The organism is Ruegeria sp. AB11 (genome assembly GCF_056536325.1).
In genome coordinates, this window is record NZ_JBQFJO010000001.1 from 1,261,651 (window position 1) to 1,285,612 (window position 23,962).

At 57.2% G+C, this 23,962-nt stretch carries 22 protein-coding genes; 11 read left to right on the forward strand and 11 right to left on the reverse strand.

Annotated features, from left to right (window positions below):
* Positions 1-11 precede the first annotated feature (11 nt).
* From ACR3EJ_RS06455 to rarD, 4 genes are all read left to right on the forward strand, one after another.
* A complete protein-coding gene (locus ACR3EJ_RS06455) occupies positions 12-905 on the forward strand; it encodes a homocysteine S-methyltransferase family protein (protein WP_170545190.1) in 894 nt (297 codons plus the stop codon).
* A gap of 9 nt (positions 906-914) precedes the next feature.
* Positions 915-1,895: a helix-turn-helix domain-containing protein gene (locus ACR3EJ_RS06460; protein WP_170545187.1), complete on the forward strand. Its 981-nt coding sequence runs from the start codon at positions 915-917 to the stop codon at positions 1,893-1,895.
* 89 nt (positions 1,896-1,984) lie between these two features.
* The gene (locus tag ACR3EJ_RS06465; RefSeq protein ID WP_170545184.1) at positions 1,985-4,438 is read left to right on the forward strand and encodes a GcvT family protein; all 2,454 of its coding nucleotides are present in this window, start codon (positions 1,985-1,987) and stop codon (positions 4,436-4,438) included.
* 160 nt (positions 4,439-4,598) lie between these two features.
* Positions 4,599-5,504, forward strand: a complete 906-nt coding sequence (gene rarD, locus ACR3EJ_RS06470; RefSeq protein WP_170545181.1) for an EamA family transporter RarD — start codon at positions 4,599-4,601, stop codon at positions 5,502-5,504.
* Here rarD and ACR3EJ_RS06475 read toward each other — a convergent pair.
* Positions 5,495-6,130, reverse strand: coding sequence for an SGNH/GDSL hydrolase family protein (locus ACR3EJ_RS06475; RefSeq protein ID WP_260023260.1), 636 nt, complete (start codon positions 6,128-6,130; stop codon positions 5,495-5,497). The two genes, rarD and ACR3EJ_RS06475, sit on opposite strands and share 10 nt — an antisense overlap.
* A gap of 77 nt (positions 6,131-6,207) precedes the next feature.
* Positions 6,208-6,618 (reverse strand): nuclear transport factor 2 family protein, encoded by a 411-nt coding sequence (locus ACR3EJ_RS06480; protein WP_170545175.1) that lies wholly within the window; start codon positions 6,616-6,618, stop codon positions 6,208-6,210.
* Positions 6,619-6,715: 97 nt separating this feature from the next.
* On the opposite strand from ACR3EJ_RS06480, the gene ACR3EJ_RS06485 reads away from it, so the two are divergent.
* Positions 6,716-7,363 (forward strand): RluA family pseudouridine synthase, encoded by a 648-nt coding sequence (locus tag ACR3EJ_RS06485; protein ID WP_170545172.1) that lies wholly within the window; start codon positions 6,716-6,718, stop codon positions 7,361-7,363.
* Between the two features lie 2 nt (positions 7,364-7,365).
* Here ACR3EJ_RS06485 and ACR3EJ_RS06490 read toward each other — a convergent pair whose 3' ends face one another.
* Positions 7,366-7,557, reverse strand: a complete 192-nt coding sequence (locus ACR3EJ_RS06490) for a hypothetical protein (protein WP_170476216.1) — start codon at positions 7,555-7,557, stop codon at positions 7,366-7,368.
* Positions 7,558-7,661: 104 nt separating this feature from the next.
* Here ACR3EJ_RS06490 and ACR3EJ_RS06495 point away from each other — a divergent pair, with 104 nt between their 5' ends.
* The 3 genes from ACR3EJ_RS06495 to ACR3EJ_RS06505 all read left to right on the forward strand — a co-directional run bounded on the left by ACR3EJ_RS06495 (position 7,662) and on the right by ACR3EJ_RS06505 (position 9,783).
* Entirely contained in the window at positions 7,662-8,354 is a 693-nt protein-coding gene (locus ACR3EJ_RS06495; protein ID WP_170545169.1) for a helix-turn-helix transcriptional regulator, read from the forward strand.
* Between the two features lie 118 nt (positions 8,355-8,472).
* Positions 8,473-9,144, forward strand: coding sequence for a YiaD family glycine zipper/OmpA-like lipoprotein (locus ACR3EJ_RS06500; RefSeq protein WP_170545166.1), 672 nt, complete (start codon positions 8,473-8,475; stop codon positions 9,142-9,144).
* Positions 9,145-9,240: 96 nt separating this feature from the next.
* Positions 9,241-9,783, forward strand: coding sequence for an NAD(P)H-dependent oxidoreductase (locus ACR3EJ_RS06505; RefSeq protein WP_170476210.1), 543 nt, complete (start codon positions 9,241-9,243; stop codon positions 9,781-9,783).
* Positions 9,784-9,786: 3 nt separating this feature from the next.
* Here the strand turns inward: ACR3EJ_RS06505 and ACR3EJ_RS06510 are convergent, their stop codons facing one another.
* Both ACR3EJ_RS06510 and ACR3EJ_RS06515 read right to left on the reverse strand, forming a co-directional pair.
* Complete coding sequence (locus ACR3EJ_RS06510) at positions 9,787-10,266, reverse strand: GNAT family N-acetyltransferase (protein ID WP_170545163.1); 480 nt, start codon at positions 10,264-10,266, stop codon at positions 9,787-9,789.
* Entirely contained in the window at positions 10,263-11,297 is a 1,035-nt protein-coding gene (locus ACR3EJ_RS06515) for an NAD(P)/FAD-dependent oxidoreductase (RefSeq protein WP_170545160.1), read from the reverse strand. The genes ACR3EJ_RS06510 and ACR3EJ_RS06515 overlap by 4 nt, the downstream gene beginning before the upstream one ends.
* Before the next feature lie 55 nt (positions 11,298-11,352).
* Here ACR3EJ_RS06515 and mnmC2 point away from each other — a divergent pair, with 55 nt between their 5' ends.
* Together mnmC2 and ACR3EJ_RS06525 are read left to right on the forward strand one after the other, a co-directional pair.
* On the forward strand, positions 11,353-12,018 hold the full coding sequence (mnmC2, locus tag ACR3EJ_RS06520) for a tRNA (5-methylaminomethyl-2-thiouridine)(34)-methyltransferase MnmC2 (RefSeq protein ID WP_170545157.1): 666 nt from the start codon (positions 11,353-11,355) through the stop codon (positions 12,016-12,018).
* Positions 12,015-12,893 carry a DMT family transporter gene (locus tag ACR3EJ_RS06525; protein ID WP_170545154.1) on the forward strand — a complete coding sequence of 293 codons (879 nt, stop codon included), beginning with the start codon at positions 12,015-12,017 and terminating at the stop codon, positions 12,891-12,893. Before mnmC2 ends, ACR3EJ_RS06525 begins: the two co-directional genes overlap by 4 nt.
* Here ACR3EJ_RS06525 and ACR3EJ_RS06530 read toward each other — a convergent pair.
* On the reverse strand, positions 12,858-14,831 hold the full coding sequence (locus tag ACR3EJ_RS06530; RefSeq protein WP_170545151.1) for a lytic transglycosylase domain-containing protein: 1,974 nt from the start codon (positions 14,829-14,831) through the stop codon (positions 12,858-12,860). The two genes, ACR3EJ_RS06525 and ACR3EJ_RS06530, sit on opposite strands and share 36 nt — an antisense overlap.
* A 122-nt stretch (positions 14,832-14,953) precedes the next feature.
* Here ACR3EJ_RS06530 and dapA point away from each other — a divergent pair, with 122 nt between their 5' ends.
* Entirely contained in the window at positions 14,954-15,826 is an 873-nt protein-coding gene (gene dapA, locus ACR3EJ_RS06535) for a 4-hydroxy-tetrahydrodipicolinate synthase (RefSeq protein ID WP_170545150.1), read from the forward strand.
* A gap of 132 nt (positions 15,827-15,958) precedes the next feature.
* Here the strand turns inward: dapA and ACR3EJ_RS06540 are convergent, their stop codons facing one another.
* From ACR3EJ_RS06540 to pdxR, 5 genes are all read right to left on the reverse strand, one after another.
* Positions 15,959-16,846, reverse strand: a complete 888-nt coding sequence (locus tag ACR3EJ_RS06540) for a dimethyl sulfoxide reductase anchor subunit family protein (RefSeq protein WP_010440886.1) — start codon at positions 16,844-16,846, stop codon at positions 15,959-15,961.
* Positions 16,846-17,595, reverse strand: coding sequence for a 4Fe-4S dicluster domain-containing protein (locus tag ACR3EJ_RS06545; protein WP_170545147.1), 750 nt, complete (start codon positions 17,593-17,595; stop codon positions 16,846-16,848). The genes ACR3EJ_RS06540 and ACR3EJ_RS06545 overlap by 1 nt, the downstream gene beginning before the upstream one ends.
* Complete coding sequence (locus tag ACR3EJ_RS06550) at positions 17,592-20,408, reverse strand: molybdopterin oxidoreductase family protein (protein WP_170545144.1); 2,817 nt, start codon at positions 20,406-20,408, stop codon at positions 17,592-17,594. Before ACR3EJ_RS06550 ends, ACR3EJ_RS06545 begins: the two co-directional genes overlap by 4 nt.
* 169 nt (positions 20,409-20,577) lie before the next feature.
* Positions 20,578-22,353 (reverse strand): sulfoacetaldehyde acetyltransferase, encoded by a 1,776-nt coding sequence (gene xsc, locus ACR3EJ_RS06555; RefSeq protein WP_170545141.1) that lies wholly within the window; start codon positions 22,351-22,353, stop codon positions 20,578-20,580.
* Between the two features lie 124 nt (positions 22,354-22,477).
* Positions 22,478-23,938, reverse strand: coding sequence for a MocR-like pyridoxine biosynthesis transcription factor PdxR (gene pdxR / locus ACR3EJ_RS06560; protein WP_170476169.1), 1,461 nt, complete (start codon positions 23,936-23,938; stop codon positions 22,478-22,480).
* Positions 23,939-23,962 lie beyond the last annotated feature (24 nt).

Genomic DNA, 23,962 nt, shown 5'->3' on the forward strand with positions numbered 1-23,962 from the left:
AGAGGGAATAAATGGCTGATATTACGCTTTTGGATGGTTCGATCGGGCAGGAGTTGGTGAAGTTGAGCGGTGATAAGCCGACGCCACTTTGGTCAACACGCGTGATGATCGACAAACCCGAACTTGTGGCGGAGGTTCACGCCGCCTATTTCCGAAGCGGTGCAACGATCGCTACGACAAACACCTACGCAATACACCGCTCACGTCTGGTCCGTGAGGGGATCGAAGATCAGTTGTCCAATCTCATTGACGCTGCCTTGTCACAGGCCGAACAGGCGCGCTGTGGCACCAGTGGGCGGATCGCAGGTGCGCTTGGCCCGCTATTGGCCAGCTATCGGCCCGATCTGAACCCCGACCCTGCAGATGCCGCCGCGAAATTCGCCGAGCTGGCTGCAATGATGTCGGGCCGGGTCGATTTTTTTCTGATCGAAACAGTATGCTCGGTGCAGGAGGCCGAAGGTGCGCTGCGCGGGACCGAGAACTGTGGGAAACCCGTCTGGCTTGCCCTGTCGGTCATGGACGAGGACGGAACCCGCCTGCGTTCAGGCGAACCACTGGGGGACATTGCCCCTCTTGTTACGCGCTATGCACCCGAGGCGGTGCTGATCAACTGTTCACGCCCCGAAGCGATTCCGGCGGCTTTGGATGTCATCGCAATGTTCGATCGCCCGTACGGGGCCTATGCCAACGGATTTACAGGCATCACAGATGGCTTTCTGGAAGATGCCCCAACGGTTGATGCCTTGGAGAGCCGCCATGACCTGGGCCCTGATGCCTATGCACGGCACGCGATGGGTTGGGTGGCGCAGGGCGCTACGATCGTTGGTGGTTGCTGCGAAGTCGGGCCGGAACACATCAAAACCCTCGCCGAGAATTTACGTGCGGCCGGACACAAAATCGTCTGAGGGACTTAGATGCCTGTCCGGACCAAATCTGACCAACAGCAGGATCGCGCCCAGTACCATTTTGACATTCTGGTTGCGTCGGGTTTCGTATTGCTCGAACTGGCCTCGCTGGTTGAGGTTTTGCGCTTAGCGAACCGTGTATGTGCCCACCCGCCGTTCACGTTCACATATCGGTCACGAAAAGGAGGGCCGGTCGAAAGCAGCAGCGGAGCAACAGTATCGACCGACACAGTCCCGGCGCAACCGAATGCGAATTATCTGTTTGTGATCGGAAACTCAGACCCGGATCAGCCTGAACTTTCTCTGGGCCGTGTCGTGCGCGACTATACGTTTCGGGGCGCCCAGGTATTTTTGTTGGCTGAAGCTGCAAGCCGGTATATCGACGAAAATAGCGCTGATCATATGGCAACCCATTGGGAAAATGCCTCTTTCCTGCGCGAACGTGGTGCTCGGTTTGAGGCCAAGCTATCTATCGCCACCGAGCAAGGTTCGGTTGTCACCTGCGCTGGCATGGAGGCAACCACAGATATCGCGCTGGCCGTGATTGGGCGGCATATCTCGGGTGCGGCCAAGATGACGGTTGCCGACATTATGCTGCATGAAAACATCCGTGACTTTTCATCCATGCAACCTTTTTCCGGCGCCCGGATAACGGCCACTGGTGACGAGAAATTGGACCAGTGCATCAAGCTGATGCAGGCAAACATCGAGGAACCTCTGCCGATTAAACAGATCGTTGACATATTGCACGTATCGAACCGCTCTCTTGAGCGAAAATTCAAAGCAATTTTCGGAACCACGCCGAACGGGTTCTACCGGGAAATGCGACTGGCCAAAGCTAACAACCTGCTTCTGAATACGACGATGAGCGTGCGGGAAATCGGGCTGGTTTGCGGTTTTCCAAACGGATTTTCATCCGTCTACAAAAGTTTTTTTGGCATCACACCGTTTGTTCTGAGACGCCAGAAAAGACGCCCGGAATATCGGTGATTTTTGTATTTAAGCTGACGCTTTTGATGCTTTTATTGTCGATCCTTCGTGGCATTTTGCAGAAAACCTGAATCAGCGGAGACGTCAGGATGGTTGATCTTCCCACCAAGGCCCGAGTGGTCATCATCGGCGGCGGTGTCATTGGATGTTCGGTTGCGTATCATCTGACCAAGAAAGGTTGGGGCGATGTCGTTCTGTTGGAGCGCAAGCAACTGACCAGCGGTACGACATGGCACGCGGCGGGACTGATCGCGCAGCTGCGCGCGACGGCGAACATGACCAAACTGGCCAAGTACAGCCAGGAACTATACGGCGCGCTTGAAGAAGAGACCGGTGTTGCCACTGGGTTCAAGCGCTGCGGATCGATCACGGTCGCTTTGACCGACGAGCGTAAGGAAGAGATCTATCGTCAGGCCGCTATGGCCCGCGCTTTCGGGGTTGAGGTCGAAGAGATCGGCAATGACCGTGTGCAGGAGCTATATCCCCATCTTAACCTGGAAGGGGTTAAAGGGGCAGTTTACCTGCCATTGGACGGGCAGGGTGATCCGGCAAATATCGCTCTGGCTTTGGCCAAAGGCGCGCGTCAGCGCGGTGGTATCGTCAAGGAACGTGTGAAAGTCACCGACATCGTCAAGCAAGGCCGTCAGGTGACGGGCGTTGATTGGGTCGCAGATGATGGCAGCGCTTCGGGCCATATCGAGTGCGACATGGTGGTGAACTGCGCAGGGATGTGGGGCCACGAGGTTGGCAAGATGGCAGGTGTGAACGTACCGCTTCACGCTTGCGAGCATTTCTATATCGTCACCGAGGGGATCGACGGTCTGACCCAATTGCCCGTGCTGCGCGTGCCGGACGAATGCGCCTACTACAAAGAGGATGCAGGGAAAATCCTGCTAGGTGCGTTTGAGCCGAATGCCAAGCCCTGGGCAATGAACGGCATCCCTGACAGTTTCGAGTTTGACCAATTGCCTGAAGATTTCGACCATTTCGAACCCATCCTTGAAGCAGCCTGCAATCGGATGCCAATGCTGGCCGAGGCCGGGATTCACACGTTCTTCAATGGTCCTGAATCCTTTACACCGGACGACGCCTATCATCTGGGCCTCGCACCCGAGATGGACAATGTCTGGGTCGCGGCCGGGTTCAACTCAATCGGTATTCAGTCGGCGGGCGGGGCTGGCATGGCACTGGCCGAATGGATGGATTCGGGTGAAAAGCCATTTGATCTGGGCGATGTGGACATCAGCCGCATGCAGCCCTTTCAGGGCAATAAACAATACCTCTTTGAGCGTTCGAAAGAAACGCTTGGCCTGCTTTACGCTGACCACTACCCCTACCGCCAAAAAGCCACTGCACGGGGCGTCCGTCGGACACCATTTCACCATCATCTACTGGAACAGGGTGCGGTCATGGGCGAAATTGCCGGGTGGGAGCGCGCCAACTGGTTTGCCAATGACGGACAGGAACGTGAATACCAATATAGTTGGAAGCGCCAGAATTGGTTTGAAAACGCGGCCGCAGAACACCGCGCAGTGCGCGAAAATGTAGGCATGTACGACATGTCGTCCTTCGGCAAAATCCGTGTCGAAGGGCCGGATGCCGAGAAATTCATGAACTATATTGGCGGCGGCGATTATTCGGTGCCCAATGGTAAGATCGTCTATACCCAGTTCCTAAACCGCGCTGGTGGTATCGAAGCCGACGTGACCGTCACGCGCCTGACCGAGACGGCTTATCTGGTCGTCACCCCAGCGGCGACCCGTCTGGCGGATCAGACCTGGATGATGCGTTATGCGGTCAATTTCAACGTCGTCGTCACGGATGTCACCTCAGGCGAAGGCGTTCTGGCTGTCATGGGGCCAAATGCCCGCGCACTTCTGGAAAAGGTTTCACCAGCGGATTTCTCGAACGCGACCAACCCCTTTGGCACCGCGCAGGAGATTGAGATCGGTATGGGCCTCGCCCGTGCCCACCGCGTGACATATGTGGGCGAGCTTGGGTGGGAGATCTATGTTTCATCCGACATGGCGGGTCACGTGTTCGAAACGCTGCATCAGGTCGGTCAGGATATGAACCTGAAGCTTTGTGGTATGCACATGATGGACAGCTGCCGTATCGAGAAGGGCTTCCGCCATTTTGGCCATGACATCACCTGTGAAGATCACGTGGTCGATGCAGGATTGGGCTTTGCCGTCAAAGTGGATAAGGGCGGTGATTTCATTGGGCGTGAGGCGGTTATAGCCCGCAAAGAAAGCGGGCCTCAAAACCGTTTGGTCCAGTTCAAGCTGACCGACCCCGAGCCGCTGTTGTTCCACAATGAGCCGATCATACGCGATGGAGAATATGTGGGGTATCTCAGTTCTGGCAACTATGGGCATACACTCGGCGGCGCGATTGGTCTGGGCTATGTACCCTGCCAAGGCGAGAAAGCGGCAGATGTTCTGGCTTCGAGCTATGAAATAGACGTTTGCGGCGTGAAAGTGAAAGCTGAGGCATCGCTCAAACCGATGTACGACCCAAAGTCCGAACGCGTAAAAGTATAGCCAAACTGTCGGGGCGCTGTGGCGCCCCGAATTGTTTGTTTGGCCTGCCTGTTTCAGATGAAACATATCAGGATTCCTGATGACCGGCTTCACAGTTTTGATGGTTCCCAAGTCCGTCTGATTTGCCGTAGAGAAATACAGTATCAGTCGGAGACCCATCGTGGCAGAGACCCCTGTAACGCCAAACAACACGGATACGCCCAAAGGGCTTGTGCTGGCCGTATTGGCCTATGTCCTTTGGGGCTTCCTGCCGTTGTACATGAAGGCGATGGAACATATCGGCCCGATAGAGGTCGTTGCACATCGCGTCATCTGGTCGGTTCCGGTGGCTGGGTTGCTGTTGGTTGCGCTTGGGCGTACCGGTGATCTTAAAGCTGCACTTCGCAATCCTAAGATGTTGGGCATGGCAGCGCTGACTGCGGCTTTGATTTCGGTGAACTGGGCGATTTATGTTTGGGCGATTTCATCTGGCCACGCGCTGGATGCGGCGCTTGGCTACTATATGAATCCTTTGTTCAGTATTGCGCTCGGTGCGATCCTGCTACGCGAACCCTTAACCCGTACACAATTGGTCGCGGTCGGGCTGGCCGCATTGGGCGTGTTGGTTCTAGTGTTTCAAGCCGGAAGCCTGCCTTGCGCTGCTTTGGGATTGATGGTCAGTTGGGGATTCTATGCATTCTTCAAACGCTCTCTTCCGATTGGACCCAATCAGGGATTTTTGCTTGAAGTCCTGATCCTGCTTATCCCGGCTTTGGCCTATGTTACATGGTTGGGCGCAAGTGGAACGGGGCATTTTGGGGCGGCTGCGTCAGACACTTTGTTGCTGGCAGGTGCGGGTATCGTAACAGCCGTACCCTTGTTGATCTATGCAAACGGGGCAAAACTGGTACGCCTGTCGACCATGGGCATATTACAGTACATCGCGCCCACTATGATCTTTGTCACTGCGATCACCCTGTTCGGAGAACATATTGACCAGGCAAGAATGATTGCCTTCCCTTTGATTTGGTCCGGGTTGGTCGTGTATTCGATTCCGATGATCCGGCAGATACGGTCTCAGGCCTGACGAATAAGTCGAGTGATTTCGGCAGCCCAGATCGCATAGGTTTTAGGGCTTGGATGGTACCCATCCGGGGCGGCGAGGGACGGATCGTCGGGAAGATTCAATGAAAGATGGTAAACCTGCGGGAAACCAGCAGCCACCTTTTGCAATCCTCGGTCCAACCGCGCGGCCTGTTGCCCCAATACCCATGCCAAGGGCTGAGGCAAAGCTGGGAATCGCGCCATCTGGGGAACGGCCGTCACGATTACATTTCGTGCTCCGATTTGCCCGGTCAGCAAGGCCAGAAGGCGTGACTGCTGATCTTCAAAGCGTTGTGCGGTCACGGCACGGGTCACGTCATTCACGCCAAGGGCCGTCACCACCACATCAAATTGGTCTTTTAGTCTCTGCAATCGGTCGATTGTATCTTGCGTGGTATATCCGGTCGTAGCTTCCAACCGCCATTCTACGGTGTGGTGTGTTGCCAGTAGGCTGACCAATTGCCCCGACAGCGCTTGTTTTTGCGTGCCTGCGCCTACACCGGCAGCCGAGCTGTCCCCGGCGATCAACAAACGCAATCGCGGACCGCGCCCTTCACGCCCTTCGCGAGGACCTTCTGGTTCAGGCAGCAAGCGAGCATTGCGTCGCACAGAGTGGCCCTGAACAGCCAGTACTGGCAATAACGGGACGCGGAGAATTTGGTCCGCAGCAACAGGGAAAGGCATCTTCAGTTCAGCGCATCCTTGAATTTCAGAAAACGCGCATCTTTCATGACCCGCGCCATCATGGCTTCACGCAGGGCGTCGACAGTTTTGTAGGGGCGCATGACAACTTCGAAATCTTGAATGAGGCCATCAGCATTCAAAGTGATCAAATCAACCCCGACTGCGTCCAGATCTCCGACCTTGCATTGAAACTCCAACGCCCAATCGTTGCCGTCACCCATGATCCGGCGATACCGAAAATCCGAGAATACCTGACCTACATGACCCAGAACCGCCGCAACCGGCTCACGCCCTGTCCAGGTGCTATAATAGGTTGGGGGCAAAAACCGCACGTCCTCTGCCAGCAACTCGTGGATCAAGCTTTCATCGCCTTTTGCGACAACGTCCTGCATTCGTTTGATCGTCGGGTGCATGCCATCTTCCTTCTTGTTGACCCGAGAGTTGCTGAACCGTTTCGTTGAGGCAAGGACGACGTTGCGGGAGGTAACGGGCTGGGATAGGCAGGCACGCATGAGCGAGACCTATGATCCCCCGCAAACACCTCTGGACGTGCTGTATGAAGACACACAGTTGATCGTGGTGAACAAGCCATCGGGTTTGCTGTCTGTGCCCGGACGGGGGGAGCATCTGGCCGATTGCCTGCTGACCCGTGTCCAGGCCGCGTTTCCTCAGGCTCTGCTGGTGCACCGTTTGGATCGGGACACATCGGGTGTCATGGCTTTTGCCCAGACACCGCATGCGCAGCGGCATCTGGGGCTGCAGTTTGAAAACCGTCAGACCCGTAAGACCTATATCGCCCGTGTTTGGGGACAGGTCGAAGCGAAAACGGGGACTGTGGATTTGCCTTTGATCGTTGATTGGCCTAATCGCCCACGCCAGATGGTGTGCCACGAGACGGGAAAGCCAGCGATCACCGAATGGCGTGTTCTGAAATACGAAGGTCAGTCGACCCGTATCCGCCTGTTTCCCAAAACCGGGCGATCGCATCAATTGCGTGTACATATGCAGGCGCTGGGCCATCCGATCCTAGGTGATCCATTTTACGCGGACGGCGCAGCGCGCGATTTTCCGAGGCTAATGCTGCATTCCGAAGAATTGCGACTGAAAAACCCAGAAGGCGGAGTATCAATGAAATTCCGCGCCCCAGCTGAGTTTTAAAGTTAGGCGGTGCTGGTCCACAACATCTTCAGATTACCTAAAGAAAACCGCTTGGTACGTTTGATGGGTCGCGCGGCTTTGCATTCTCGGGCAGCAGCCAGTTCGCGCTCGATTTCGAAGCCGCGTAATACGTGATCCTGAGACCAGCGATCTAACTTCAGGGTCATCATGACGTGATTGTCGAGGTAAGGCATGGGCAATCTCCTGATTGGTGTTTGACCTATCTTCGCTCAACACTCCTGACACCACCTTGTCAGTGGGGTGTGCTAAGTTGTCAGCAGATCGCAAGGAGCTTCTGATGCGTCGTTCAACCCGTCTGTTCGAAATCATACAGATTTTGCGTGCTGCCGAGACACCTGTGACTGCCGATGCGCTGGCTGCAAAGCTCGAGGTGTCGGTGCGTACTGTCTACCGTGATATTGCTGCGTTGCAGGCGCAGCGCACGCCCATCGAGGGTGAGGCGGGTGTCGGATATCTGATGCGGCGGGGATATGATTTGCCGCCACTGAATTTTGACCCCGAAGAGGTTGAGGCCCTTTGGGTAGGTCTTTCGATGTTGGCGCGTACGGGCGACAGCACCTTGCAGCAAGCCGCAGACAGGGTGTGTCGCAAGATCGAAGCGTTACGGGTTCCTGCGGATTGGCTGCAGGTTGCTCCATGGGGGGCTCCTATGGATGATCCTGAAAAGGGCTGTGTGCCAGTCGTAAACTATCGAGAAGCGATCAGGGCTGAACAAAAGATCCGCATCACCTATGTGAATTCGGAAGGTGATCGCAGCGAACGAACGGTGCGACCCGTTGCCCTGATCTACCACATAGAATGCACAATGTTGGCCGCCTGGTGTGAGCTGAGAAATGGGTTCCGCCACTTCCGCACCGATCGGATTTGGGCCTGCGAATTGACGGAAGATCACTTTTGTGGGCAGGGAGAGCCATTGCGCGCGATCTGGCAGGAGCAAAATCACTGGAGTGACCCTGTCGGAGCGGCCTAAATGGCGAGTATTCGCCGATCTCACCCAATTGTTGCTTGAGGCCCATTGTTCTCACCATGTTATACTGCGCGCAACGAGGCAAACCCGGTGAACGGGTACGTGAGCAGAAGGTGAATTTATGACGATTTCCAAATGTGTACTAACAGCCGGGCTGTGTTTGGCGTTTTTTTTGGCTGCGTGTACCGACCCCGCCACTCTAACCGCGCAAGAAGATCCCAATAAGAATGCGAAACAAGGCGCATTGCTTGGGGGTCTGATCGGTGCGGGTGTGGGCGCAATCGCTAATGATTCAGATCCGTTGCTGGGGGCGCTGGCCGGCGGTGCGATCGGTGCCGCAGGCGGTGGCGTGATCGGCAACCAGCTTGACCGGCAGGCGGCTGAGTTACGGCAACAGCTGGCCAATGACGGCATCACTATCGTCAACGCGGGTGACCGCCTGATCGTTACAGTACCGAATGATATCACCTTCGATACAGATAGCTCCACCGTGCGTCCGGCCCTCCGCGCTGATCTGGTGAAGGTGGGGCAGAACCTGGTCAACTACCCGAACTCGAACGTGCAGATTATCGGTCATACCGACAGTGACGGAGAGGCGTCATACAACCTGGGTCTGTCCGAGCGTCGCGCGAATGCTGTCGCCGATATTCTGCAGGCCAACGGTGTCAGCTTTTCCCGCATCACGACCGTGGGGCAGGGTGAAAACAATCCGATTGCGTCGAACCTGACACCGGAAGGAAAAGCCCAGAACCGACGGGTTGAGATTGTGGTCGTTCCCAGCGGCAATACCTGACCGGATGTTTCGCGCACAGTGACTGCGCGTCACGTGGGCTTTGGTTCAGGATCATCCCGGTCTAACAAGAGGGAAACACCACAGCGGAGTTTCCCCATGTCCGAACCGATCCTTCTTGGCCTTTCCGGCTCACTGCGAAAAGATGCCACCAATCGCAAACTTCTTCGCGAGGCTGCGCGTTTATTTGATGCCGGTACGTTCATCGAGGCAGATTTGAATCTGCCTCTTTATGACGGCGATGTTGAGGTTGGTGAGGGTATCCCCGAAGCGGTACATGTGTTGGCTGATCAGATTTCGCAGGCTCATGCGGTGATCATTTCGACGCCGGAATACAACAAGGGGCCTTCGGGTGTTCTGAAAAACGCGCTGGATTGGGTTAGCCGGACCAGCGGCAGGCCTTGGATGGATAAGCCTGTGGCAGTGATGTCTGCTGCAGCCGGTCGTGCCGGCGGTGAGCGGGCTCAGATGATCCTGCGGTCTTTCATGGTTCCTTTTCAGCCTCGCATTCTGCAGGGGCCTGAATTGCATTTGGCCGACAGTTCCAACGAATTCGATAGTGAAGGACGATTGTCTAATGAGCGCTACGAAAACACACTGAACGCGCTGATGAAGAAGCTGCGGGCCGAAGCCGGGTTTTGAACTTCAGCCCAACCTTTTTTGCATGGTAATTGAGGTCGGCCGATCAAAGCCCGGATGGGCCGTCTCACCGGTCTTTGAGAATCCAAGCCGGGCAAAAGTCGCGTGGTTTTCGACAAGCTCAACCCGGGACTGTAGTTCCAGTATATCAAACCCGTACCTGCGTGCTTGGACCTGAGCTTGTTCGACTAGTATACGGGCCAGACCGCGACCGCGCTGTCGAAGGTCTACAGCCAGTTTGCTAAGATATAATCGACCCGGTTTGGGTGTCAGAAAAACAACAGCGTCGGGGTGGTCTCCGATCACCCAAATCTCGCCCTCATCGATCTGCCTGCGCAGACTGTCCAGAGTTAGGCGGTGCATTGATGAAGGCGGATCAATACGACCTTCCATATAAGCAAAGCTTTCACGGATCAGGCGTAATACCTCAGGCAACACAAGGCTGTCGCGGTTCAGTCGTGTGGGTTCAGAGTATGCGGCGTTCACAGCGACGCCTCGGGGCGAAAACCATCAGGAATTGCATCGTGGTTGTCGAGAATCAGGTCGGCGATGACCTCAGCTACCTTCGGGGCCATGCCAAAGCCGATTTTGAAGCCACCATTGGCGATAAATTGTCCTTTGTGCAACGGATGTGCACCCAGCATTGGCGCGCGGCTCTTGCTGCGCGGGCGAACACCGGCCCAACGCTCAATCACCTCGGCCCCGTGCAACACCGGCACTGCCCGCATCGCGCGATCCAGCAGCTCTTCCAATGCCGCATCCGTGCTGGTTGGGTCATCATACTCACGCTCGGACGTTGAACCGATGGCGAGTGTGCCATCCGTATGGGGTACAAAGTGAATAGCATCAGCAAACAGCTGCGGGACGGCACCCGCATCAAATCGCAATAGCGCCGCCTGTCCCTTGACGCCATTACCGACTGTTTTGCCAAATGCTGCGCTTAGCTCCAGCAGGCCTGCAAGCCCTGTCGCGTGGACGACTTGCCCTTTGTCGGGTGCATTTGTGGTGACCTCGACTCCCATTACCGCGAGCGATGCAACCAATGCGGCGCAGGCGCGCCGAGGGTGCATGCGGGCACTCAACGTATCGTGTATGACAAATCCTGTTGGGCTGGGTGGGCACCACGCACCGATCTCTTCCAACGCTCTGACGTTCCAGTCGGCTTGTCCCTGCCAGAGTTCCTTGGCCGTCAGTTCGCGTGCGCGGGCCAAGTCCAATGTCCGAGCGTCTGCAATGGGTTGCAGCCTGCCAAGCCGCGCGTATCCTGGTGACACCCCGCCTGTGGCCTCGACATGCTTCCAGAACGGTTCGGCCATGATGAGGCTTTCGAACTGAAACGCTTTTTTAGCGTTCCAGTTTTCGGGGACGTGTGGGGCCAACGCGCCGACCAAGCCGCCGCTGGAGCCCGCCCCGGGGCCAAAGGGATCAACGATCTGGACTTTGGCGCCGCGTCTTGCGCAGGTCCAGGCGATCGATAGGCCAAATATCCCTGCGCCGCGCACCGTCACATCGACCATTGCCAATCCCCTTTTCCTTGTTCAGTGTCGCGCCGCTTAGCTACAGGATTCCCCGATGGCAGACCAGCGTGCCGAACTCACTTGGACAGAGGATCAGATCCCGGTCTCTGATCGGTTCGATGATCCCTACTACTCGTTGCAAAACGGGTTGGAAGAAACGCGACATGTGTTTCTGGCCGGAAATAATCTGCCCGTGCGCTTTGCACCGGGATTTCATATCGCCGAGCTGGGCTTTGGCACCGGGCTGAACCTGTTGACCGTCTGGTCGGCCTGGGAAGCAGCGGGTCAGACCACACCTCTGCGGTTCACGAGTTTCGAAGCCTATCCAATGGCGCCCGATGATATGGCGCGCGCTTTGGCGGCCTTTCCCGAGGTGACGCCGTGGGCTGAGCGCTTTCTAAATGCCTGGAATGGGCAGAAATGTGTGCTGGACACATTGCATCTTGAAGTCATGGTCGGAGACGCGCGTGAGACATTGCCCAATTGGGATGACACTGCAGATGCGTGGTTTCTGGATGGCTTCTCACCGGCGAAGAACCCCGAACTGTGGGGCGCTGACCTGATGCAGCAGGTTGCTGATCACACGGCCCAAGATGGCACTGCGGCAACGTATACCGCCGCCGGTTTTGTGCGTCGCGGTTTGTCTGATGCCGGGTTCGAGGTGACACGCACCCCCGGTTTTGGTCGCAAGCGGCATATGACGCGGGCGGTGAAGACATGAGCCAGAAAAACAATGTTAATGCTGGCATTGCCTTGATGATCGCAGCAACGATTGTCTTTGCGTTACAGGACGGGATCTCACGGCATCTGGCGGGCACCTACAATACCTACATGGTTGTGATGATCCGGTACTGGTTCTTTGCCGCTTTCGTGATTGCCGTGGCTGCAAGGTCAACCGGGGGACTGCGGGCGGCGGCGAAAACCGAGCAGCTCGGGCTGCAGATTTTCCGTGGCCTTTTGCTGGCCGGTGAGATTTGCGTGGCAGTTTTCAGTTTCACCATCCTGGGGCTTATTGAAAGCCAAGCGGTGTTCATCTGCTATCCGCTGCTAATAGCCGCCCTCAGCGGCCCTGTTTTGGGCGAGAAAGTCGGCTGGCGCCGCTGGGCCGCTATAGGTGTCGGTTGCATCGGCGTCCTGATAATCCTCCAGCCCGGTGCGGGAGTGTTCAACCCCTGGGCCGTGGTGCCATTGATCTCGGCATTCATGTTCGCGGTCTACGGCCTTCTGACTCGATACGCTGCACGGCGCGACAGTACCGCGACCAGCTTTTTCTGGACCGGCGTGGCTGGCGCAGTCGCAATGACGGCTGTTGGAGTGTGGTTCTGGGAACCGATGGCCAGAACCGACTGGCTATGGATGGGTTTGCTCTGCATCACAGGCGCGTTGGGGCATTGGCTGTTGATCAAATGCTATGAGATGGCCGAGGCCAGCGCAGTGCAACCTTTCGCCTATTTCCATCTGATGTGGAGCGCCATTCTGGGCATCACGATCTTCCACGAAACGCTGCGCCCTGAGGTGGTTCTGGGCGCAGCAATTGTGATTGCCGCGGGTCTGTTCACCCTATGGCGCGAAAGACGAAAGAGTCGAGCCAGTTAGCTCTTGTGAGAATGGCACCGGGAGCGCTGGCTGACCTAGCCGCGCGCGATAGACGGGCAGGCTTTCAGCGACGCGCATCACATAGTTGCGCGTTTCCTTGAACGGGATGGTTTCGATCCAGTCGATCACGTCCACCTGACCCCGACGCGGGTCGCCGTAGCGTTCCATCCACGAGATTGGACGCCTTGGCCCGGCGTTGTATCCAGCCGCCATCATCACAACATTGCCGTTAAAGTCCTCGGCCAGTGTCGCAAGATAATTCGCCCCAAGTTTGGCGTTATATTGCCAGTCCGAGGTCAGACGCCCTGTCTTGTGCCCTCCTAGTATGCCCAGATCTTGCGCCACAAGTTTGGCAGTGGCTGGCATAACCTGCATCAAGCCACGCGCACCCGCACCGCTGATAACAACTGGATCGAACTCGCTTTCACGGCGGGCAATTGCAAGTGTCATCTCCTTTGCCATGGGCAGACCCATATCAGCCACCGGATGCACCGGGTAATAGGCGGCAGGCAAAACCATGCCGGTGGTCGCAGCTCGTTTGGCGATCATAACGGCCAGATGCGGCTCATTTAGTTCGATTACGAGATCACCTAACTGAGCGGCTTGCGTTTGATCGAGGCTCTCCACCAGATGGGTCAGGAAACGCTCAGACAGGTTACCCTCGCCAGCGCGCAGCAACAGCAACCCAGCCTCAAGTACGCTGGAGTCCGCAAACGCGGCCTGTTTCCAATGCGGTGCACGGCGTGGACTAGCCAATTCGCTGTCAAACGGACGGCCGATCTGCTCTGCAGCGAGCAATCCGTAGAACGAGGTCTGATAGTTTGCGCCTTCTGCATAGGCCTCGTGCGCCTTGTCCGCATCACCTTGCGCCGCGTGGGCACGACCCAGCCAATATCCACCGCGACCCTTCGAGATCGGCGATTGCACGGCACCCGAGAAATTCTGGAAATGCCGTACTGCTGTGGCCGGATCATTCAGTTTGCGCAGGGCCAGAAATCCGGAAAGCCATTCCAGATCTGCATAGCCATAGCCCATTTCAGGCGTCATGTGATGATTTGCGGCAATCGCATAGGCGCGCTCTGCATCACCGGTACGCATCTCGAGCCGCGCCAGCCGACGCCGGCCTTCCGCCCATTTGTCAGGCTCGCCCAGCGACTTTGGTCCGGTGGAACGTGCCAGCATCAGATCAATGGCACTGTCGTCCAGTTCCTTTCGATCCCGCCACACGAAACGATCAAAGGCCAGACCGGGATCCTTGGACAGTGCCTTAGGTACGGCAGCGACCTTGCCATCCACGCCGTTCTGGCGTTTTTGCAGGGCAATACGGGCCTGGGCCAGTTTGCGATAGTCGGCATCGACAAGGGGCAGCATCTGCCCTGCACTGACCAAATGCCCGTCCCACAGCATCCGGTCCAATCGCGCCTCGTGATGCGGTTTTAGGAGTTTGCTAAAGTTCTCCAGGTAGCTCTTTTGCAGACCTGACCCCATCGGCATTGTCCGCCACGCCGTTACGATGTCGGCTTCGGCCTCACCGTTGCGGCCTTTGCTTTTCAATGCCACGGCATAGTTCAACGCGCCTTCGGCGGTTTGCGGAGGCATCCCCTCGTAGAAATTCAGAACCCGATCCGGATCGGCTGCGGTGAACGATGGCTCGCTCTTGCGGCGCAACCAGGCCAGACCGGGCCAATCCGGACGCCGCTCCAGAAATACCAGCACGTCACCCGAGCTGCCAAAACCCTCGCGCAACCAATGCCAGACAATGATGTCCCGCGCCACCGATCCACGGTGACCTGCCACGCGCAGCGCGGCATTCCAGTCGCCCTTGCGCATCTCATAGAGCCCCGCGCGCAAATCCTGCGTCGCATCCGCCCGAGTGGCCTGCGGCTGTAGCACCAACGCCAGAATCATCGCTATTCCAAGCGACAGAATACGTCTCATCCCTTGCATTCCCCAACAAACCAAGGATACAGCCATGCAGGATAAACCTTGCGCCGCCGGGATCAACTCACAAACCCTTAATCGTGACGGACCGGTGCGCAAAAACACCTAAGGAGCGTTCCATGTTTAAAGGCTCAATGCCAGCCCTGGTCACCCCGTTCAGCAACGGCGCGTTGGACCTGGATACGCTCAAACACTTGGTCGAATGGCAAATTCAGCAAGGTTCGACCGGACTGGTACCGGTTGGTACGACCGGCGAAAGCCCGACGCTCAGCCATGAAGAGCATGAAACGGTGATTGCCGAGGTGGTCAAAGCCGCCGCAGGTCGCGTACCTGTCATCGCTGGTGCCGGGTCCAACAACACGGTCGAGGCCATACGGTTCGTTCAATTCGCACAGAAAATCGGTGCGGATGCGGCGCTGGTTGTAACACCCTATTACAACAAGCCGACCCAGAAGGGGCTGCTGGCGCATTTCCAAACTCTGCATGACAGCGCCGATATCCCGATCATCATCTACAATATTCCGGGTCGTTCGGTCATCGATATGACCCCTGCAACGATGGGTGAGCTTGCAAAGCTGCCGCGCGTCATCGGGGTAAAGGACGCGACCGGTGATCTTGCGCGCGTCAGCCAGCAGCGCGCGAGCTGCGGGGCCGATTTCTGTCAGCTGTCCGGGGAAGACGCGACAGCACTGGGCTTCAACGCTCATGGCGGTGTTGGTTGCATTTCTGTTACGGCGAACGTGGCCCCGAAGCTCTGTGCCGAATTCCAGCATGCTACGTTGGCAGGCGACTATAAAAAGGCTCTGAATTATCAGGACCGGCTGATGCCGCTGCACGAAGCGATCTTCATCGAGCCTGGCTTGGTCGGCGCAAAATACGCGCTCAACAAACTTGGCCTATGCAGCACCGAAGTGCGTTCGCCTTTGACCGAGCTGGAAGACAGCACCAAAGCCGCTATCGAAGCCGCAATGGCGCATGCTGGACTAATCTAAAGTCAACACACAGAATCGAAAGGGCGGCCTCGAAGATCGAGTGCCGCCCTTTTCAATTCGGGATCCAAACTTCATCTGGCTAAAAATATCTCGGGGGAGGCGCGGCTTGCCGCGACGGGGGCAGAGCCCCCATCAGCGCTTGCCGTAGTACAACCCAACCACATGCTCTGCTTGCGCAAAGAACAACCAGCGTGAAACCGCGACGCCGGTCAGATGTGACATGACAGCAAACAAAGCCAGGATGTGTTTCAGGACAACGCCATCTGCTGGAAGGATAAGCAGCAAGATCGGCAACACGAAGGCCAGCGCGAAAGAGATGGCCCGCAGCTTTTGCGCGTGTTTGCGCCCGACCACATGCACGAATTCCCGCAGCAGATAGTTTGTACCGGTATGTGGCGGCTCGAACGCACGCACCGTGCCACGATTGCCAAGGCCGGTTGCGGTGCCCAGATCGGTACCAGCGTTTTGAAACGCATTGTCGCCCATGACCCAGTAAATCAGTTGCACAATGGCGGCGACGACCAGCAGCGTGGGTGCAATACTTTCCGCACCAGCCAGCAACGCGCCGCCGGCAAGGCTGAAAGTGATGAACATCGCCGGGGTCGCCCACATATTCCAGCGCGGGATGGTTTTGAGCTGGGTGTAAATCATCGAGGTCGTGAAGACCGTTGCGAGACTAAGGATGGAGCCGACAACCCCGAGAAGCGTCCACTGCTGCCCAAGGAATATCACGCCGATGGCATAAAGCCCCATCACCGACAAAGCTGCAACGGCGCAGACGCCTTCTCGGCTGAGCCAACTTGTTTTCCACTGGCTAAAGGCTTTCCATGCCCTTTCCGGGTGGCCGAGGTGGAAAGTAGAGGCCAGCAGCCCACCGATGGCCAGCGCAAAGGCGATGGCGAAGAACACGAAAGCGGTGATGCCCGAGACGTCAGGGGTGCCAAAGCCCAGAAAGTACAGCAGGCCAAAGCCGAGGCCGGACAGTGTGGTAAAGATGATAACGGAAGGGGCCGGGTGCATCAGAGCTTCTCCAGGGTCTTGTCGAGCCAGCCAAGGAAACCCTTGGGCTCTTCGGCGACCGGGGCCAGCAGAGGGGCCAGAATGTCGATCTGCTCCTCAATCTTGTCCTTGGGTCGGGGTGGCAGATATTTGTTGACGGGTTTGGTGCCCATTTCGGGCATCAGGTCCATACCATCACGTTCGGCGACCAGCTTGCTGACATCGCTGTCAGGATCCCCGAGGTCTCCAAAATGACGCGCGCCCGCCGGGCAGGTGCGCACGCAAGAGGGTACACGATCCACTTCGGGCAGGTTTTCGTTGTAGATTCGATCGACGCAAAGGGTGCATTTCTTCATCACACCTTCGGCCTGATCCAATTCGCGTGCACCATAGGGGCATGACCAGGCGCAAAGGCCACAGCCGATACAGTCGCTTTCGTTAACGAGAACGATACCGTCCTCAGCCCGCTTATAGCTGGCGCCGGTTGGGCAGACCGTGACGCAGGGCGCGTCTTCGCAATGCAGGCATGATTTGGGGAAGTGGATCAGTTGGGCGTGCCCTTCCGCTGGCTGCACCTCGTAGGAATGCACGCGGTTGAGGAAAGTACCCGAGGGGTTTGCGCCATAGGCATCCTGATCTGAAAGAGGTGCACCATAGTTTTCGGTGTTCCAGCCTTTGCAAGAGATCACACAGGCATGGCATCCGACGCAGGTGTCCAAATCGATGACCAGACCCATTTTGCGGTCGGTAGATGTGGGGAGTTGGGTCATTTTCCTACCTTCCACGCCAGATTTTTGGGACCGGTGCCAACCGGGGATTTAATCGGATCGAACTCGGGTTGGCTTTCGGCGTCGCTTGGTGCGGCGGCTTTTTCGATCTTTACCTTCAGATCGAACCAGGCGGCCTGACCGGTGATCGGATCAGAGTTTGCCCAGCGCAGACCGTCACCTTTGGGGGGCAGCAGCTCGTGGATCAGGTGGTTGAGCAGGAAACCCTTGGTGGCCTCGGGGGCGTCTTCCTGCAAGGCCCAAGCTCCTTTGCGCTTTCCGATGGCGTTCCAAGTCCACACTGTATTGTCGTTCAGCGCGGCCATCTCCATGACGGGAACCGTGATCTCGCCATGTGGAGAGCTGACTTTGGCCCAGTCGCCGTCTTGCAGCCCGTGTTCACGCATCAGCTTGGTCGGGACGTAAAGCGGGTTGCGCCCATGTAGTTGCCGCAGCCAGGCGTTTTGAGTGCCCCAGCTGTGGTACATCGCCATGGGGCGCTGGGTCAGAGCGTTGACGGTGAAGCCTTCGTTGCCGGTTTGATCGGTTTCGTACCAGATGGGCAGAGGGTCCATAGTCTCTTGGATCCGCGCGCGCAGGTGATCTGGGGGTTGGCGTTCCCCGTGGCCTTCGGCGGCTAGTTGGAATTTGCGCATCGGCTCGGAATAGAGCTGGAAGAGGTAGGGCTGCGGGCTGTCATAGATACCCATGCCAACAGCCCAATCCTGATAGGCGTTGTTCCAGGGCTTATAATAGTCGGCCCCTTCGGGGATATGGGCCACGTAGAAACCGCCGTTTTCGATATAGCGGTCCAACTGGTCCGGGTTGACCTCGCCACGGCCTTCCTTGTCGCCGTTTTCGCCCCGGAAACCAGCCAATGGCCCGATGCCGGGTTTGCGTTCGTGATTCACAATGTAATCGGCGTAATCCACCCACTTGGCGCTGCCGTCTTCGTTGGTAAAGCCAGGTAGGCCCATGCGGTTGGCGAGATCAATCAAAACCGACTGGAAGCCGCGTACGTCGCGGTCGGGTTCGATCACCGGCCAGCGGATCGCGTCTGCGGCGGCCTCGGCCTCGCAGATCGGGCGGTCCAGCAGCGAGATACAGTCGTGGCGTTCCAGATAGGTGGTGTCGGGCAGGATCAGGTCAGCGTAAGCCACCATTTCCGAGCTGTAGGCGTCGGAATAGATGATATGCGGGATCACATATTCGCCGTTCTCATCCTTGTCCGTCAGCATCTCCATGACACCTTTGGTGTTCATGGTCGAATTCCAAGACATGTTGGCCATGTACATGAACAACGTATCGATCTTGTAGGGATCGCCTGCATGGGCGTTCGAGATCACCATATGCATCAGCCCGTGGCTGGACATCGGGTTTTCCCATGTAAACGCTTTGTCGATCCGCGCCGGGCTGCCGTCTTCTTTAAGCGCGAGATGCTCGGGGCCGCGGACAAATCCCAGATGCGGCCCGTCCAGGGGTGTATTCGGCGTCACCTTACAATGCGGGGTCGGATGCGCTTCGACCGGCTTGGGGTAGGGTGGCTTGAAGCGGAAACCGCCGGGGACTTCGACGGTCCCAAGCAGGATCTGCAACACATGCAGGGCGCGGCAGGTCTGGAAGCCGTTCGCGTGGGCCGAGACGCCGCGCATCGAGTGCATCGCGACGGGGCGACCGATCATCTTCGAGTGTTTCTCGCCCCGGAAATCGATCCATTCATGGTCCAGTTCGAAGGCTTCATCAAAGGCCACACGGGCCAGTTCGGCTGCGATCGCTCGAATACGGGTCGCAGGTACGCCGCATTTACCGGCGATTGCCTCGGGTGCGTATTCGTCGGCCAGATAGCGTTCGGCCATCTGGTGGAAAACCGGACGGTGCGTGACCCCATCTTTCTCGTAGGTTGCCGAGAGATCAGGCCGCACGCCCGGTTTGTCGAACGCAGTTAACTCGCCGGTTTTGCGATCAATGACCAGCGGTTTGCCGTCGTCGTCTTTCAGGAACAGACCTTTTTCCGGGCCTTCGGATGCGTTGATCAAGACCGGTGCGTTGGTGTAGCGGCTGAGGTAATCCAGGTCAATTTTACCGGCCTTCATGAGCACATGGATCAGCGACATGATGAACAGGCCGTCGGTTCCGGGGGTGATGCCGACCCAATCATCAGCCACCGCGTTGTATCCCGAGCGGATCGGGTTGACCCCGATCACACGCGCGCCGCGGGCCTTGATTTTGCCGATGCCCATCTTAATGGGGTTTGAATCGTGGTCCTCTGCCACACCAAACAGCATGAACAGCTTGGTGTGATCCCAGTCGGGCTGACCGAACTCCCAGAATGCGCCGCCCATCGTGTAGATGCCACCGGCTGCCATGTTCACCGAGCAGAACCCGCCATGCGCCGCGTAATTGCATGTTCCGAAATTCTGCGCCCAGAAGCTGGTGAAACTCTGACTTTGGTCACGGCCTGTAAAAAAGGCCAGTTTCTCGGGATTGTCTTCGCGGACCGGTTTCAGCCAACCGACTGCTATGTCTAAGGCCTCATCCCAGCTGATTTCCTCGAACTCACCCGAACCGCGCGGTCCAACCCGTTTGAGCGGTGCGCGCAGCCGCGACGGTGCGTTCACCTGCATGATCCCCGCGCTGCCTTTGGCGCAAAGCACCCCTTTGTTCACCGGATGATCCCGGTTGCCTTCAATATAGGCGACCTTTCCATCCTTCATGTGCACGTTGATACCGCAGCGGCAGGCGCACATGTAGCAGGTGGTGCGGCGAATCTCATCTGACACAGGCGGGGATAGGTTGAGGTTTGGTTGTTGGTTCACGTTATCTCTCTCCCTGTGGCGAATCGCCTTGGTGCCTGCGCGTGTTGAACGCTCTGGAGCGTAGGAACGCGGGGCTTAACCACTCAGAGGAAGAGAGCGCGAAAGCCTCTTCCTCTGCTTTTGTTTGACGGACCGGTTGAACCCGGTCCGGACTTTGATTTTACAGCGATCAAACCTGCTGTGGTCGCATGTCAGCCGCGTCGATACCGGCAACTTCAACTGGCTTCTTCATCGCGTCACGGCGGAAGGGTTCACCCAGTTCCTGGTTGATCATTGCTTCGATCAGTGTGGTGATGCCGTTCTTCTGGTCTTCGATCGCCTGGCTCAGCGCAGCGGTTAACTCGTCCTGAGTGCGTGCGATGACGCCTTTCAGGCCGCACGCATTGGCGATGCCAGCATAAGACACTTTGGTGTCCAGCTCTGTGCCGACGAAGTTGTCATCGAACCACAGGGTTGAGTTACGTTTTTCCGCACCCCACTGATAGTTGCGGAACACAACCTGCGTGATGGCAGGCCATTCTTCGCGACCGATGGCGGTCAGTTCGGTGACTGCGATGCCGAAGGCACCATCACCCGAGAAACCGACAACAGGTACATCCGGGCAGCCGATCTTGGCGCCGATGACCGAAGGCAGACCATAGCCACAGGGGCCGAACAGGCCGGGGGCCAGATATTTGCGGCCTTCTTCGAACGAAGGGTAGGCGTTGCCGATGGCGCAGTTGTTGCCGATGTCGGACGAGATGATCGCCTCTTTTGGCAGAGCGGACTGGATCGCGCGCCATGCTTTACGGGGGCTCAGCCAATCCGGCTTGGCAGCGCGTGCGCGTTCGTTCCAGGTGGTACCCGGATCGTCCTGCTCGTGATCCATCGAGGTCAGTTCTTGCGCCCAGCGCGACTTGGTTTCAGCGATCTTCGATTTGCGCGCATCACGACCTTCGTCACCGGCTGTATCAGACAGCTGGTTCAGAATGTTGGTGGCAACAGTTGCCGCATCGCCCACGATACCAACCGAAACCTTCTTGGTCAGGCCGATACGGTCAGGATTGATGTCGACCTGAATGATCTTTGCATCCGCAGGCCAGTACTCCATGCCGTAGCCCGGCAAGGTCGAGAACGGGTTCAAACGGGTGCCGAGACACAGAACAACGTCTGCTTCCTTGATCAGCTGCATCCCTGCTTTCGAACCGTTATAGCCCAGCGGGCCAGCGAACAGCGGGTGCGAGCCGGGGAAGGCGTCGTTGTGCTGGTAACCAACGCAAACCGGAGCGTCCAGACGCTCGGCCAGTGCTTTCGACGCTTCGATGCCACCATTGGACAGAACCGTGCCTGCACCGTTCAGGATGACAGGGTTCTTTGCGTTCGACAGCAGCGCGGCAGCTTCGGACACAGCCGTTGCGCCACCCGAAGGCAGCTCGAATTCAACAACAGCAGGCAGATCGATGTCGATGACCTGAGTGAAGAAGTCGCGCGGGACGTTTATCTGCGCAGGGGCCGACGCGCGTTTGGCGTTCATGATGACGCGGCTCAGCACTTCGGCCATACGGCTGGGGTCACGCACTTCTTCCTGGTAGCAAACGCAGTCTGCGAACATGCGCATCTGCTCCATCTCTTGGAAACCGCCCTGACCCATGGTCTTGTTGGCAGCTTGCGGGGTGACCAGCAGCAGCGGGGTGTGGTTCCAGTAAGCAGTCTTAACAGCGGTGACAAAGTTGGTGATGCCGGGGCCGTTCTGGGCGATCATCATCGACATCTTGCCGGTCGCGCGGGTGTAGCCATCAGCCATCATTCCGCCCGAACCTTCGTGCGCGCAATCCCAAAAAGTGATACCAGCTTTCTCAAAAATGTCAGAAATTGGCATCATCGCAGAGCCGATGATTCCGAACGCATGTTCGATGCCATGCATCTGCAGGGTTTTTACAAAGGCTTCTTCGGTGGTCATCTTCATCTGCGTAATCTCCGATCATAGATGGCGGGACCAGGGTTAGGGACCCGGTTTTCTGGTCGGTTTTGGCGTACGGGTGTCTGTGGCGTTAGGGCCAGAACTGGTGGTGACTTAGGTCCAGTACGCCTCAAGACTGACGAATAGTCTCAGCGATTTGCTGGATGCCGGGTCCGATGCGCGCTGACGAAATTGCGGAATACCCCAATCGATAGTAGTTCTGCGGTCGGTTCGGGCCGGAAAAGAAGGGCTCGCCAGGTTCAATGTGGACGCTTTGACGCTGCAGATCGCTTGCCAGTTTTGTCGTGTCGATACGTTCTGGTGCCTGCATCCAGATCGAAGAGCCGCCAAGCATGCCGCGACCTGCCACCGTCAGGCCATACTGCTTGATCGCTTCTTCAATTGCTTCTCGTCGGCGTTGCAGTGTTTTGGACATACGCCTGATCTGAGCGTCGTAGTGACCGAGCGACAGAAAATAGGCTGCTGTGCGCTGCATGTGGCCAGGAGGGTGGCGCAGTACGAGTGACCGGAGTGCTCGGGCTTCGCGGATAAAGGGCTCGGAACCGACCATGTAACCCAGACGAAGCCCCGGAAACAGAGATTTTGAGAAGCTGCCTACATAGATTACCCGCCCGTCCCGATCCATCGATCGCAGCGCTGGCGACGGGGCACCCAGAAATGACATCTCGAACTCATAGTCATCCTCGACAATCATCGCGTCCAATTCCCGGGCGCGGCTCAACAGGGCATTGCGGCGATCAACCGGCATCGTTGCGGTGGTAGGGCACTGGTGGCTGGGAGTGGTGAAAATTACGTCAGTATCGTCCGGTATCGTATCTGGGAGCAAACCCTCACGATCAACCTTCAGATAGGATAGCTGGCAGTCTGAGTGGATCAGAAGATCACGCAAGGCGTAATAGCAGGGATCCTCAATCGCGGCTCTTCGATTACGGTTAAGCAAAATGCGCGAGGCCAGCCAAAGTGCGTTCTGAGCACCCAGAGTGATCAGGATTTCCTCGGGCCGAGCCACGATGCCTCTGCGTGGCAGAGTGTGCCTTGCAATGAATTCAAGCAGCAGAGGATCATCCTGGTCGACATAGTCCCCGGTCAATGAATGGAAATCTTTGTGTCCAAGCGCCCTTACTGCACAGAGGCGCCAGTTTGCGTGGTCGAACAGTTTTCTGTCGACCTGACCATAGATGAATGGATAGCGGTAATCGCGCCAGTTGCTAGGCTTGGTCAATACATCGCCATCCGAAAAACGGCGGGCAAAGGCACGGTCCCAGTCTACATTCTCGTTATCACGCCGAACCGGGGCATAGGTTGGCGGCACCGGAGCGTTTTCCGACACATAGTATCCCGACCGGCCTTTGGCGGTCAGATAATCGTTTGCCAGAAGCTCAGTGTAGGCAAGGGTAACGGTAATCCGGCTGACACCCAGATGAGCCGCAAGTTTGCGGGACGAGGGCAGTTTCTCGCCAACATGAAAACGCCCTGAAAGAATGCCTTCGGCGATCAGCTGCTGAAGCTGCGCCTGCAACGTGCCTTGCCCGTTGCGCTCAAGAAAGAACGTGTCGACCGAAATGCCCATGGCGTCGTTATAGGCTGGACTTAA